Raw genomic sequence first — 15,213 nt, 5'->3', positions numbered from 1 at the left:
TTTTTTGTTTATATGTTTGTACATTATAAACCACCAATAATTTTATTTTAATTCATTATTGCCTTTAGGTAATCGTAGCGTTTGCTAAACGGCATTATATGTACATACATTACTACAAAAAATGAATATTGATACTATAGAGCTCAAACTGCAGCAGTTGACATATCCTGAACTGCGTAAGACGCAGCAATATTTAATGCCGGCGAGGCTAACCGGCGATTCGGTGCAGCACAACGGCTACGATATTTATCCTGTTGCACCATTAGGCGCTGGTAAAATATTCACAGGGTTTGATACGCTTGCCGCTTATATCATTAAAAGTAAAACTGTTTTGATAGATGGTTTTGGTGGTGTGTTTTGGGATAAAGTTCAGCAGGAGCTACAAAGCTGTTTTAATGATAAGGGTTTAAGTGTTAACTGGATATATACCGAAACGTTTCTAAAGGAAGCCAGTGAGATACACACATTGGTAAGCCCTTTTCTTGGGGCGGATGATTCCGTTTGGGGGACTAAAGCTACGGTTGATTTAATTGATTTATTTGAGCCTGCAATTGAGCAGCAGGTGCCGGATGCCAAATCCGATATCAATATCGTTATAGGCACCGGCGCTGCTCTGGCGGGCTGGGCAGCGCCCATAATTTACCTGGATGTTCCCAAGAATGAGATCCAGTTCAGGATGCGGGCCGGGAGCATTACCAATCTGGGAACTGCTGATCTTGCCGAGCCTTTTCAAATGTACAAGCGCTTCTACTTTGTTGACTGGGTTTTGCTCAATCAGCACAAAAAAAATATCCTTAACCGCATTGCCGTAATGGCCGATGCGCAATGGCCCCAAACCATTAACTGGATGTATCAGCAAGACCTTAAAGCGGGGCTCGATCAGCTTAGTCGCTCGGTACTGCGGGTACGCCCCTGGTTTGAACCCGGAGCCTGGGGCGGCCAGTGGATGAAAGAACATATCAGCGGCCTTAACAAAGATGTGGTGAACCTGGCCTGGTCGTTTGAATTGATCGTACCTGAGAACGGCCTTGTGTTTGAAAGCGACGGTAACCTGCTTGAGGTATCATTCGATACCATCATGTTCAGTAACAATCAGCATATCTTGGGTAAACATGCCGAACGTTTTGGTGATGAGTTTCCCATCCGTTTTGACTTTTTGGATACTTATCAGGGTGGCAATCTCTCCATCCAATGCCACCCTGCGCTTAACTACATACAGGAAAACTTCGGCGAAAATATTACGCAGGATGAAACCTACTATATTCTTGATTGTGACCAGAGTGCAAGTGTTTATCTCGGTTTTCAGGAGGATATAGATCCGTCAGGTTTCAGATCAGCCCTTGAAGAGAGCCAGGAAAAAGGCCAGGCCATCGATATAGAGAAATATGTACAGGTACATAACGCGAAAAAGCATGACCTGTTCCTGATCCCTAACGGTACGGTACACAGTGCCGGCGCTGGTAACCTGGTTTTAGAGATCAGCGCTACACCTTACATCTTCACCTTTAAAATGTACGATTGGGTGCGACTTGATCTTGACGGAAAACCACGGCCTATCAATATAGACCACGCTTTTAACAACCTCAATTTTTCGCGCAAAGGCGATAAGGTACAACAGGAATTGATCTCGAAGCCGCAGGTAATTGAAAGCGCGCCGGGTTACCAACTGGTCCACCTGCCCACACATGCCGATCATTTTTACGATGTACACCGCCTGGAGTTTGACAGCTCGGTAACGGTAAATACGAATGATACCTGCCATGTACTGATGCTGGTAGAGGGGGAAACCGTACTGCTGCAAACCGCTGATGGTACCCAAAAGCAATTTGCGTACGCGGAAACATTTGTGGTGCCAGCTGCTGCTGGTTCATACAAACTCACCAACGCCGGCAGCGGTCGGGCAAAAGTGATCAAAGCATTTTTAAAATAACAGCATGGCAAAAATAGTACAACATACAACCACCAAAAAAGGGAGTGCCTACCTGTACCTTACTTGTCTGGTGGCTGCTTTAGGCGGGTTCCTGTTTGGGTTTGATACTGCCGTTATATCAGGCACGGTAAGCCTGGTAAAGCACGATTTTTCGCTTGATGCTGTAAGCGAGGGCTGGTTTGTGAGCTGCGCCCTCCTGGGTTGTATCGCAGGCGTAAGTTTCTCGGGTAAACTGAGCGATAAATACGGGCGCAAAATAGTGCTCATCCTATCAGCCGTTATGTTCCTGGCTTCGGCTTTAGGCTGCATGTGGTCTGGGTCATTCACCGCGCTTATTATCTTTCGCCTGATAGGCGGTTTGGGTATAGGTGTCGCCTCAATGGTTTCACCATTGTATATCTCCGAGTTTTCGCCATCGCGCTATAGGGGTATGATGGTTTCATTATATCAACTGGCGTTAACCATTGGTATTGTAGTTGCCTATTTTTCTAACGCTTACCTGGCTGCACATACCCATGATAGCTACGCGGAAGGCAGCACGCGAACCGTATTCTCCGTAGAAGTATGGCGTGCTATGCTGGGCCTTGGCGCCGCCCCCGCGTTTATATTTCTGCTTTCGTTATTCGCGGTACCAGAGTCGCCAAGATGGTTATTACTTAAAGGCCGTGAACAAAAAGCGGAACAAATACTGATAAAAATTGACGGTGAAGAAGCTGCTGCCAACGAGATAAGAGCGTTTAAAGAGCAGGATGATAGCGACGATACATCATTAAAAGAACTTTTTAAACCGGTTTACAGAAAAGCGCTGTGGATAGGGCTATTACTGCCGTTTCTTTCCCAGGTATGTGGTATTAACGCTGTTATTTATTACGGCCCGCGTATTTTAGAGCAGGCAGGCTTTACGCTTAACAACGCTTTAGGCGGGCAGGTAACCATAGGGTTGGTAAACGTGGTTTTTACCTTTGTGGCCATCTTTACCATTGATAAGTGGGGCCGTAGGCCATTACTATTCGCCGGAACCGGCGGTGCCGTTGCTGCATTGCTCATTATTGGTGCCCTGTTTGCACTTAATATTACCTCGGGCCTATGGATATTGATCTTTATACTGGCATTCATTGCCTGTTTCGCGTTCTCTTTTGGCCCGGTATGCTGGGTTATTGTAAGTGAAATATTCCCTAACGCGGTGCGCGGTAAAGCTATGGCCCTGGCAACATTGTCTTTATGGATAGGGAATTTCCTGGTGGGACAGTTAACGCCGGTAATGCTTGAGGGCCTTGGTTCATCATGGACATTCTGGCTGTTTGCCTTAAGCTGCTCACCCGCCCTGTGGCTTACCTGGAAACTTATCCCCGAAACCAAAGGCCGCTCGCTCGAAAACATAGAAAAATACTGGAAGGACGATTACGCGCGGAGCCAACCGGATAGAAGTCCTTTACCAATTGCTACAAACCATAAATAAAACCAAACCCAACTAATTCAATAATTATGAGATCAAAACTACTCCACAACTTAAAACTAAAGTGGCTTTACACCCGGCCCCTGCTCGCCTTATTAGGCTTGGCCGGTGTTAGTGGCGCGGCACAGGCTGCTCCTATCAAAGCAAATACATATACTACCGTAAACCGCTTTGATAAAACCATAACCGGCCGCGTTACTGATGAGAATAATCAGCCTTTGCCGGGCGTAAATGTTAGCATTGCAGGTACAACAATAGGTACCACTACCGACGTGAATGGGCGCTACAGGCTGAATATACCTGATGCATACGCTGGCCGGAGCCTAACTTATTCATTCGTTGGTTACACCGCGCAAACCAATACCATTGATGGGCGTAACGAGATAAATGTGAGCCTAAAACCTAATAATACCAGCCTTAACGAGGTAGTTGTTGTAGGTTATGGCACGCAAAAACGTATTAATGTAACCGGTGCGGTAGGTACCATCAGCTCAAAAAATATTGAAAATAAGCCCGTACTGAACACCTTCCAGGCATTACAGGGCGAATCGCCAAACTTAATTATTCAGCAAACCAACCTTAACCCTGGCAGTGATGTAACGGTTAATATCCGTGGGGTGGGCACACTTGGCGATAATACGCCTTTGGTAGTGATTGATGGTATAGTAGGTGGTAATTTAAACACGCTTAACCCAAATGATATTGCCAGCGTATCCGTACTAAAAGATGCGGGTTCCGCGGCTATATACGGTTCTCGTGCTGCAAACGGCGTTATATTGGTAACTACAAAAGCCGGTAAGGTAAACTCAAAGCCAACGGTTAGTTACAACGGTAGTTTCGGTTTGCAGGATGCCAAGGTACTGGTACATAAAGTAGATGCCTGGGATAACGCTTACTACAAGAACCAAGCGCTCATCAACTCCGGATTGCCGCCTGCCTACACGCCGGAGCAAATACAGGCGCTTAAGGATGCCGGTAACGGCACCTGGGATATAGAGCATTTATTGAAGAAAGCGCCTTTGCAATCGCATAACGTAAGCTTAAGCGGTGGCGGCCAAAACAATTCGTACTATGTATCGGCAGGTTACCAGGATCAGGGCAGTAACCTGATCGGTAATGGTGGCTCGGGGGCCGATTTTGGTTACCAGAAATATAACCTCAGGATGAACCAAACTTCGATAGTTGGGAAATTCAGGTCGAATATCATCTTAAACTATACCAAAACCCGTAATAAAACCAATAGTGTTGGCGATAATAACATTTTTGCCGATGCCAACCGCGTGCCGCATAACTACAACTGGAAAGACGAGAATGGTAATTACCTCACCAACCCGGTAGCATCGCAGTATAACGAATATGGTGTGCTGGAAAAAGGTGGTTACAACCAGGCCGATAACGATGAGATATTCGGTGCCTTTAATGGCCAGTTGAGCATCACCAAAGACCTGAAACTGATCGGTGAGTTTGGCGGTACCATTCAAAATAACGGTACTTTTTTCCGCCGCACCCAGGTTAATTACCTGCCTGCAGGTGTATACGGGAATGACCTTACTGTGTTAGACGGTAACAGCAAATCGTTGTTAACCAATACCAAGCTATCAACAGAATACACCAAAAGGGTTAACGACCATAGCTTTAAGATACAATTAGGCGTATCAAGCGAAACTTACAGCCAGCGCGGTTTCCAGTTACAAAAAACGCTTACCGACCCTCTGTTGGGTACGCCAACAACCGGGACTATTGTTGATACCCAAAACTCAAACAATAGTATCGCGGTAAACTCGTCCAGCTTGCTTTCTGCATTCGGTCGTTTAAATTATTCCTACAAAGAAAGGTACTTGTTTGAGGCTTTGTTCCGCGAGGACGCGTCATCAAAGTTCGCGGCGGGTAACCGGGCAAGTTTCTTTCCATCGGTAAGTGCCGGCTGGATAGTTACCCAGGAATCGTTCATGGAACCGCTGAAAAACACGCTGAGCACTTTAAAATTAAGGGCATCATATGGTACAGTGGGTAACCAGAACGTTAACAACTATCAGTACCAAACTACTTATTTCAATTATCCTAACGCTTATGGCTTCGGCAACAATATTGTTGGCGGCGCAGGTACAAATATCGCGAACCGGGATATTACCTGGGAGAAAGCGGCTAAGCTTAACATTGGCTTGGATGCCGGTTTATTTGATGATAAGCTGACCGCCACTTTCGATTATTTCCGCGAGGTTAGGAGTAACATTCTTGCGCCTCGTGCCGATGTGCCTTTCATTTTCGGCGCAGGCTCTCCTGATTACAACGTGGCCAAAGTACGTAACACCGGCTGGGAAGCCGCCATTACCTATAACCTGCGCGGGAAAGAGGTGAGCCAAAGCTTCAGCATTAACGTTGCTGATAATAAAAACACCCTGTTAAAACTAACCGGTAGTGCAAGCGAAACTATTTACAACCAGGACGTATTCCAGTTGATACGCAGGGTAGGTGAGCCGGTTACGCAATACTATGGTTACCAAACCAATGGTTTTTTCCAGAACCAACAGGATATAGATAACTCACCAAAAATTGCCGGTAACAATGTACAGCCGGGCGATTTAAAGTTTAAAGACCGTAACGGTGATGGTATTATTGATGAAAAAGATAAAACCGTATTAGGTAACCCGTTCCCTCGTTACACCTTTGGTTTTACTTACCGTATTGCCTACAAAGGGTTTGATATGTCGTTGTTCATCCAGGGTGTTGGTAAACGCGACGCGTTCCTGCGCGGCGAACTGGTTGAGCCATTCCACTACGGATACGGCGCTACCGTATATGAGCATCAAACGGATATATGGTCGCCGAGCAATCCAAACGCCCGTTACCCGATATTGGCTAACATTGGTTCGCCATCAAATACCAACAACTGGCGCACGGGCTCAGACCTGTATAAATACGATGCCGCATACATACGCTTGAAAAACGTAAACATCGGCTACAGTTTTAGCCCTAATGTAACCAGGAAATTGGGCATACAACGCCTGAGGTTATCATTAATAGGCCAGAACCTGGCTACGCTTAGCAAACTGAAATTCATAGATCCGGAAACTTCAGAGTTTGGCAACAACCTTAGTCCTAATTCGGCATCCAACAGCGCAAGGCAATATCCGCTTCCGGTATTTTACGGGGCAGGCCTCGATATCACATTCTAAGAACAGATAAAATTTAAAACATAAGAAAATGAAATTTTACAAAAAGCTTTTGATCGTATCTGTTGCGGTTGCAGCTATATCGGGTTGTAAAAAGCTCGACATAGCACCAACAGACCGGTTCTCCGACCTTACCTTCTGGCAGGTTGATGCCAACGTTTACAACGCATTAAATAATAACTACAGCCTCCTTTATAACAGCGGTTTGTATTTTGATGCTGAGGCACTGTCTGATAACGCCTACTCGCCATCAGGCGACCTGAATGTGATTGCCAGCGGTAACGCCACCTCACAAACCGGCAAATTTGCAGGCGATTGGAATAACTATTATTCGGCCATTAAATCATGCAATATCTTCCTGGCCAATATTGATAAAAACTCAACCTTACCCGCTGCTACAAAAGCAAGGCTGGTGGCCGAAACCCGTTTTATCCGCGCGTTTGAGCACTTTAATATGACCAAATGGTATGGCGATGTGCCCATTGTTGATAAGGACATATCGCCCGAAGAGGCACAAACCATATCACGCTCGCCTAAGGCCGCGGTGGTAAAGTTTGTAGTTGATGAGTTGGAAGCAATTGTTAACGACCTGCCATCAAGTACTAATTTGCCTGCAAACGAAAATGGCCGTATCACTAAGGGTGCCGCCTTGGCTTTAGAGGCCAGGGTGCTGTTGTACCAGGGCGATCGCATGGCGGATGTTGTTACCATCTGCGAAAAATTGATGAACGACCAGGGGACTTACGGCGCTTACGGTTTGGAGAGCAGCTACAGCGCATTGTTCAGCGATCCGAATGTGAACAAGAACACCAAAGAAAGCATCTTGTCATTACAATACGTGCCAACACTTCGCACCTGGCAAAATTTCTGGGATTTTGCACCACGTACTGTTGGCGGCCGTGTAAGCAATATGGCGCCTACACAGGAGCTGGTTGATGATTATATTATGCTGAATGGTAAGGGTATCAAAGAAGCAGGGTCAGGCTACAACGAAAGCAATCCTTATGTTAACCGCGACCCGCGCTTAACCGCTACTATTGTATATGACCGTTATACCTGGGTAAACGCCAATAACACCACTAAGACCATCTATATAAAGCCTGGTACCGACCCTGTGCAGCCCGGTCTGGATGAATACAGCGCGGGCTCACAGGCAGCATCCGCAACCGCTTATTACTGGAGAAAATACTATGATCCGAGCGCCCTGGCTAATTTCGTATCGGGCAATAATCTGCATTTGATCAGGTACGCGGAGATACTATTAGATTATGCCGAAGCTAAACAAAGCCTTGGCCAGATGGATGCAACGGTATGGAATAAAACCATAGGTGCTTTGCGCCAACGCGCGGGCTTTACCGATGCCGGCGCGCTTAACTATCCGGGTGCAGCGGATATGACCAATATTATCCGTCGTGAGCGCCGGGTGGAGCTGGCTATGGAAGGCATACGACCCGATGATATCAGAAGATGGAAGATTGCCGAAACCGTTATGAACGGTTACATCCATGGAGCCAAATTTTCAACCGATCAGAGTACCGATAATGGCTATATCAGAACCCAGCTGCGCAAGTTTAATCCTAACCGCGATTATTTGTGGGCCATACCTGCGCATGATGTTGATCTGAATAAAAACCTTGGCCAAAACCCGGGTTACACCAATTAAACTAATTAAATAAACCAATATGAGAAAGATAATGAAGCTGGCAGGTGGGCTGCTGCTGGCAATGATCATCACCAGTTCCTGCAAAAAGGATAATAAGCCATTGGATCTTAATTTTACTCCGGTAGGTACGTTGGCAACCCCAAATGATAATGCCGATGTAAAGCTCGATCCTACAAGTTCCGCGAGCGTGCTTTTTAAGTGGGATGCCGCTCAGACCAATGATGGAGGCGTGATACTATATGAAATAGCGTTTGACAAAGATGGCGGCGATTTTAGTAAACCGGTCGCTAAAGTACTGTCAGACGGAGCAGGCATACAGCCCCAGCTCACTATCAGCCATAAGGACCTTAACAAAATTGCCAGCGCGGCAGGTATCGCTTCGCTTAGTACGGGCAAATTGAAGTGGACGGTGATCGCGTCAAAAGGCATCAATGCAAAACCGGCATCAGTATCACGGAGTTTACAACTGGAGCGGCCTGCGGGCTTTGCCGAAAACCCAACTGAGCTTTACATTACCGGTTCTGCCACAGAAGGCGGCAGCGACCTGAGTAAGGCGGTTAAACTTAAAAAAGTTGAAGACGGCGTATTTGAGATCTATACATCGTTAAAGGCTGGCGACTATTACCTGACCGATAAGAACAGCGATGGCGGTAAAAGATATTATATAGATAATGGTATTATCAAAGAGGGATCAAATACCGTAACCGTTACCGGCGATACAAAAACCTTCCGTTTAAATTATGATTTTACATCGGCCACAACCAAATCAATGCAGATACAATCCATAGGTTTGTACATGTCGGCATACGGCACGGAAATAGGTACGCTTAATTACATCGGTAACGGCGTGTTCGAAGCGCCTAAAATTGCGGTAGAGTTTTACCAGTTCTCATGGGGGCGGGATGAGCGATACAAATTTATCCTGCATACAGCCGCCGGTTTAGAGTATCAGGGCAGTACCAACGCCAACAACGTTGCGCCTGCGGGCCAGCCGGCATCATACTTTTACCTGGTGCCCGTTAGCAATTCGCAGTGGGATAATACCTACAAGTTTGACCCATCTGCCGACAGGAAAAATGTAAAAGTTGATGTGATGTTCCAGCCAACAGCCTATACACATAAAGTAACTGTAATATAAATTATAATAGCACCTGCTGCTTGCGGCAGGTGCCTTTAATGCCTTGTAAAGATGAGAAGACGAATATATAGATTGGCTGTAGCGGTTGCTTTGTTTGCAACGTCATGTAGTAAGGATAACCCGGTTATGCCCGGCACAGGTGGGGGTGGTACAAAACCGCCGGTTGACCCACCTGTAACAAGTGTTGATTATTTATCCCTGGCCAAAGAAACACGGAACTTTATTATCAATAACCTGCTTACATCAAACTTTAGTTACCGCGCCAACACAACCACGCATGCTAACAATTGCTACGAGTGGTATAACGTAAGCCAGATATATGCTGATGCGGCGCTTATTGCCGCTGGTGACGCTTCACAACTTACGTATATGAACCGGACCTTCCAGTTTATGGAAAATTTTTGGGACAAGGCAGATCTGCGTGGCGGCTATTTCGCATCGGTTAATTTAAACGGTACTGGAGCTGCGGGCGATAAATATGTTGATGATAACGGCCTTACCGGCATGGTTTACCTGGAAGCTTATGAAGTAACCAGCGGCGCTGATAAAGCGGCTTACCTGGCCAAGGCAAAAGCCTGTGCCGACTGGCTGATCAATAGCGGTTTGTGGGATAGTACCTATGGTGGAGGCTTTTGGTGGAACACATCCAAGCCTGATAAACCAACGCAATCTAATGGTGTGGCTATGCAGCTTTTCGCTAAGTTATATACTTTAACCGGCGAAACTACTTATCGTGATTGGGCGATAAAGGTGAACGACTGGCTGCGCACCAACATGTACGATTCCGCGAGCGGCTTGTACATCTGGAAAATTGATGGTGGCGGCACAGGTACAAAGCACTATGAGAAATTTACGTATGATAATGCCGTTATACTTGAGGCTGACATTCTGCTGGGCGAGGCAATAAAAGATCCGTCATACCTGGCTAAGGCACAGGCAATAGGAAATGCCATGAACGCGGTATTGTGGAACGCTCAGTATAAAGGCTACATTTTTAATACCGATCCTACCCAAACCCGGGTAAACCCTGCCTGGTGTGGCTGGGGCAGCCAGGGCATGATGCGGCTGTACGAACAGGATAAAAACGAAAAATGGTTAACCTATGCGCGTAATAATATTGATGCTTTAAACAAAGCCACACGTAATGCCGATTCTAAAGCCTATTATTTTTTCGCCGGTTTTGCGGGTAACGACCGCGCGCCGGAGATAGAAGGGGTAGACCAGGCCTGGATGCAGCGTATACAGGCAATGATGGCTAAATACACGAATAAATAAAAGCGGCCCTGCCGTTCTGTTGATATAATTTACATGAATATAAAGTATATTTCTGTTGCTGCATTTTTGGCGTTCGCGCTGGCGGGTTGCAGTACCAAACGCGAAAGCGTTTTAAGATACGTTGACCCTAACATCGGTACAGCACATAGTCGCTGGTTTTTTTATACACCGGCTGGGGTGCCTTATGGTATGGCTAAGCTTGCTCCGTCAACAAACGGAAGCTATGGTAACCCTTCCGGTTGGGAAGCAGTTGGATACGATACCCGCCAGAACTCTATTGAAGGCTTTGTACATTTCCACGAATGGCAGGTGGGTGGGGTAAATTATATGCCTACTACGGGAGCAATTGTTACAAAGCCCGGCGATCTGGAAAGAAAAACACCAGGTTACCGTTCAGGTTTCGACAGAAAGAATCAGGTTGCTGAACCGGGCTATTACAAAGTGCTGCTGGACGATTACCATATAACCGCGGAACTAACCGCGACCAAACGCGTAGGTTTCCAGCGCTACACGTTCCCAAAGAATGACCGATCCCACATTATTTTGGATATTGGTAACAAGCAGGGAGAAAGCGATATAGTTACTGATGCCGGTATTAAGATGCTTGATGATACCCACTTTGAAGGTTTTGTAAGCACTTATCCCAAGTACGTTAAAATATATGACCCGCAAGGAAAGGTGAACATGTATTTCTATGGAGAGCTGAGCAAAAAACCTGAAAGCGTAACCGCTTTTACAGCAGACCAGGTATCTGATGGAAGGAATACTGCTGAAGGTAAAGGCGCTGGATTAGTACTGAACTATCATACAACGGATAACGAAACCATTGAGGTAAAGACGGGGCTTTCATACACATCAACCATTAACGCTAAAGCTAATTTTTTAGCCGAGGCAAAAGACCTGAGTTTTGATAATGCAAAGCAACAGGCACAGAAAATCTGGCAGGAGCAACTTGGCAAAATAGCTGTTGAAGATAACGACATACCGAACAAGACCAAATTTTATACAGGACTTTTCCATGCGCTGTTGGGTCGCGGTATAGCCAGTGATGTTAACGGCGATTACCCTAAGCATGGCGGGCAAACCGGCCAGCTACCGGCACAGGGAAATAACGCGCTTAAAGCCGAATTTATTAATTCTGATGCCATTTGGGGTGGGTTCTGGAACATAACGCAATTGTGGGCGCTATCATACCCCGAGTGGTATGGCAGTTTCGTGAATACGGAGCTTCAATTGTATAAAGACAAGGGCTGGTTTGGCGATGGTATTGCAAACAGCGAATATGTATCAGGCGTGGGAACCAACTTTGTAGGGCTTGCAGTAGCGGGTGCTTACAATACAGGCATCCGTAATTACGATGTTAACCTGGCTTATGAAGCGGTCAAGGCAAATGAACTGAACTATAAGAACCGTGCTGTTGGTTCAGGGAAATTAGATATCAAAGCTTTTTTGGAGCACGGGTATGTACCTTATTTTGACCAGACCGGTCGCGATTTTGTGACCGATTCTACCGGTTCAAATTTCGCCGGTTCTCATACTCTGGAGTATAGTTACAGCGCTTTCGCCGCCGCGCAAATCGCCAAAGCACTGGGCAAAACAGCCGATTATAACAAGTTCATCAAACTATCTAACGGTTGGCGGTATATTTTTAATCCGCAAAATAAACTGATGCAGCCTAAACGCGCCAACGGCAGCTTTATTGAAAAGTTTGACCCATACCAGCCATGGCGCGGTTTCCAGGAAGGCAACGCGGTGCAATACACTTTCTATGTGCCGCAAAATCCAGCAGGTTTAATTAATGCTATTGGTAAGGATAATTTTAATAAGCGTTTGGATAGCATATTTACCGTATCAGAAAAGCTCGGCTTTGGCGGTGGTAAAACCATTGATGCTTTTGCAGGCATTAATTCTATTTACAACCATGGTAACCAGCCAAACCTGCATATCAGCTGGTTATTCAATTTCTCGGGTAAACCCTGGCTTACTCAAAAATGGACAAGGGCAATAGGGCAGGAGTTCTACGGTACCGAGCCTATTCACGGCTACGGTTACGGGCAGGATGAAGACCAGGGGCAGTTAGGCTCATGGTATGTGATCAACGCTCTTGGCTTGTTTGATGTTAAAGGTTTTACCGACTTGAGGCCGATAATTGAACTTGGTAGCCCCTTGTTCACAAAAGCGATGATAACGCTGGGTAACGGTAAAAAGCTCACCATAGAAACCCGGAACAACTCAAAACAGAACGTATATATCAAATCGGCAACGTTTAATGGCAAGGCATTGGATAACTGCTGGCTATATCGCGATGAACTGATGAATGGCGGCGAACTGAAATTTGTAATGGGCAGTCGGCCAAACATTTCCTGGGGAACCAAGGTGCCACCGCCATCAGCCCAATAAACATATGATGATGAATAAACGCATCTATCTTAGTCTGGCTGCAGCAATTTTGCCATTGGTAATATTCGCGCAGCCAAACGCTGCCGAATATAAAAAGCGTGCTGAAAGCATGTATCGATTGGTTTGGTCACATTACCGTGTGGCTAAATACAATGGCCTTTTCTTAGAGAACTATCCATCCGGAAGAAGTGATTCGCTCAATTACTTCCAGGGCGAATCAGTGAAGGAAAAAGAGGTGAGTTTTCTATGGCCTTTTTCAGGTGTTTTTACGTCAACCAATATACTTATGCGGGTGCGCGGGCTTAAGGCCAAGTACAAGCCTTATCAGGATAGTTTGGTAACGGGCATAGAGCAATACCGGGATACTTTACGCCAGCCGCCGGGCTACCAGGCCTATCCGGTTAGGTTTGAAAAAGCTGACAGGTATTATGATGATAATGGTTTAGTGGGGATAGATTATATGGAATCTTATTTCAATACCCATAACCCACTTTACTTAAAGCGTGCTAAAGAGGTTTTTAAATTTATACTAAGCGGCTGGAATAATGATGCAGGTGGTGGTGTAACCTGGCTGGAGGGCCACAATGATCAGAAACCGGCTTGCAGCAACGGCATGGCCACGTTAACCGCTCTCAAGATCTACGAGGGTAGTAAAGAATATTATTATCTTGAGCAGGGCAAACGTTTCTACAACTGGATGTACAGTACGCTACGCGATAGCACCACCGGCATTATTAGTAATGATGTGAAATTGGATGGCAAACAAAACCGGACATTCTGGACCTATAATACAGGTTCTCTAATGGAAGCAGCCGTATTGCTTTACAGATTTACCGGCGAGGCTAAATATCTTACCCAGGCTAAACAGCTGGCAGTAAGCAGTTTCAGCTATTACAGCAACCTGCCCCATAGCAAAGAATTAAAGTTACATATTGATGTGCCCTGGTTTGTGACGGTGTTGTTCAGGGGGTATGAAGCGCTGTATAAAATAGATCATAACTACCAGTACATAGCCGCCATTGAGCACGACCTCAATTACGCGTGGCAAAACTCCAGAGATAAATATGGCCTGATCACCAAAAGCTGGCTACCCGATGGTAAACAACTTGCAAAACCAAAGTGGTTACTGGATGAGGCCTGTATAGCCGAGCTTTACGCAAGATTGTACCTGTTAAAAACTATCAAGTAATAATATTGTGAATTATAAAAGTTGAGTATGAACCGCAGGTGTCGAGAGCCTGCGGTTTTTTAATGAAATACCTTTGAGCAGTTGGTACTGCTTTTTATCTGATAAGCAATCGCGATTTGAACGGCATAAGAGCCGTCATTTTATATTAGCTATAAATAATGTTGGTTTTATGGTTGCTACGTTCGCTTTAGTTACCGATAGTTTCCTTTAAAATATGCAGGTAATTAAAACCACGTAAGTCATTTCTTTTTCCGCCATAGACAACCATGAATTAAGTTTGGATCCGCATTTTGCTATTTGAATAATTTTTTATCAGTTTTGTACAAGGTTAACTTTATCATCACGCTGCGTTAACCTGTCCAATTATACATGGCCGGTTATAAGAGTTTAGAGGAAAAAGAGCTATTGGAATTACTGCGTCAGGATTCACTGGGGGCCTTCCGTGAAATCTATGATCGGTACTGGAAAATTCTTTATAAAGAAGCTTATAAACGTCTTAAAGACAGTGAAAGCGCCGAAGAGGTGGTGCAGGATATTTTTACCGCACTTTGGAACAGGCGTAACGCCATTAGCCTTACCCATGGGCTGGAGGGGTACCTCTATACCAGTGTTGGTTATCGTGTAATAGATCGCTATCGCCGTAATTCGCTCCACTTGCGTTTCAGAGAAGCTATGCAGGTTTTACAAACCGAAGCCGACCATAGTATGGAGCAAGCCTTAATGGCAAAAGACCTGCAGTTACATATCAATCAGATAATAGAACAACTCCCGGAAAGATGCCGGTCGGTATATGAGCTAAGCAGGATGCATCATAAGTCTAACAGGGAAATTGCCATGGAGTTAGGCATATCAGAAAAAACAGTAGAGAACCAACTCACCAAAGCGCTTAAAAGATTGCGGTTAAGCCTTAATCACTACCTCAGCCTCCTATTAATATTTTTTTAAGAATATTTTCCTATGCGTAGGGGATGCGCCCCTGTAATTCGACA

The 15,213-nt window shown here is 45.5% G+C and carries 9 protein-coding genes; all 9 read left to right on the top strand.

Translation table 11 applies throughout. The annotated features are described in order from the left end of the window. The first annotated feature begins 121 nt into the window (after positions 1 to 121). The 9 genes from CKK33_RS02275 to CKK33_RS02235 all read left to right on the top strand — a co-directional run bounded on the left by CKK33_RS02275 (position 122) and on the right by CKK33_RS02235 (position 15,169). Entirely contained in the window at positions 122 to 1,930 is a 1,809-nt protein-coding gene (locus tag CKK33_RS02275) for a class I mannose-6-phosphate isomerase (protein WP_095702549.1), read from the top strand. 4 nt (positions 1,931 to 1,934) lie between these two features. After that, positions 1,935 to 3,389: a sugar porter family MFS transporter gene (locus tag CKK33_RS02270; RefSeq protein ID WP_095702548.1), complete on the top strand. Its 1,455-nt coding sequence runs from the start codon at positions 1,935 to 1,937 to the stop codon at positions 3,387 to 3,389. A 26-nt stretch (positions 3,390 to 3,415) separates the two neighbouring features. Continuing rightward, entirely contained in the window at positions 3,416 to 6,562 is a 3,147-nt protein-coding gene (locus CKK33_RS02265; protein ID WP_095702547.1) for a TonB-dependent receptor, read from the top strand. 28 nt (positions 6,563 to 6,590) lie between these two features. After that, positions 6,591 to 8,222, top strand: coding sequence for a RagB/SusD family nutrient uptake outer membrane protein (locus tag CKK33_RS02260; RefSeq protein ID WP_095702546.1), 1,632 nt, complete (start codon positions 6,591 to 6,593; stop codon positions 8,220 to 8,222). Between the two features lie 19 nt (positions 8,223 to 8,241). Then, positions 8,242 to 9,360, top strand: coding sequence for a SusE domain-containing protein (locus CKK33_RS02255; protein ID WP_095702545.1), 1,119 nt, complete (start codon positions 8,242 to 8,244; stop codon positions 9,358 to 9,360). Between the two features lie 51 nt (positions 9,361 to 9,411). Further along, on the top strand, positions 9,412 to 10,635 hold the full coding sequence (locus CKK33_RS02250) for a glycoside hydrolase family 76 protein (RefSeq protein WP_233138134.1): 1,224 nt from the start codon (positions 9,412 to 9,414) through the stop codon (positions 10,633 to 10,635). A gap of 33 nt (positions 10,636 to 10,668) precedes the next feature. Next, positions 10,669 to 13,035 carry a GH92 family glycosyl hydrolase gene (locus CKK33_RS02245; RefSeq protein WP_095702543.1) on the top strand — a complete coding sequence of 789 codons (2,367 nt, stop codon included), beginning with the start codon at positions 10,669 to 10,671 and terminating at the stop codon, positions 13,033 to 13,035. A 10-nt stretch (positions 13,036 to 13,045) separates the two neighbouring features. Beyond that, entirely contained in the window at positions 13,046 to 14,224 is a 1,179-nt protein-coding gene (locus CKK33_RS02240; RefSeq protein ID WP_233138133.1) for a glycoside hydrolase family 76 protein, read from the top strand. Positions 14,225 to 14,593: 369 nt separating this feature from the next. Further along, complete coding sequence (locus CKK33_RS02235; protein WP_095702541.1) at positions 14,594 to 15,169, top strand: RNA polymerase sigma-70 factor; 576 nt, start codon at positions 14,594 to 14,596, stop codon at positions 15,167 to 15,169. The last annotated feature ends 44 nt before the right edge of the window (positions 15,170 to 15,213 follow it).

This window comes from Mucilaginibacter sp. MD40 (assembly GCF_002288635.1).
Classification (GTDB): Bacteria; Bacteroidota; Bacteroidia; order Sphingobacteriales; family Sphingobacteriaceae; genus Mucilaginibacter.
The sequence above is the reverse complement of the archived record's forward strand: the minus strand, read 5'-3'. Positions and strand labels throughout refer to the sequence as shown.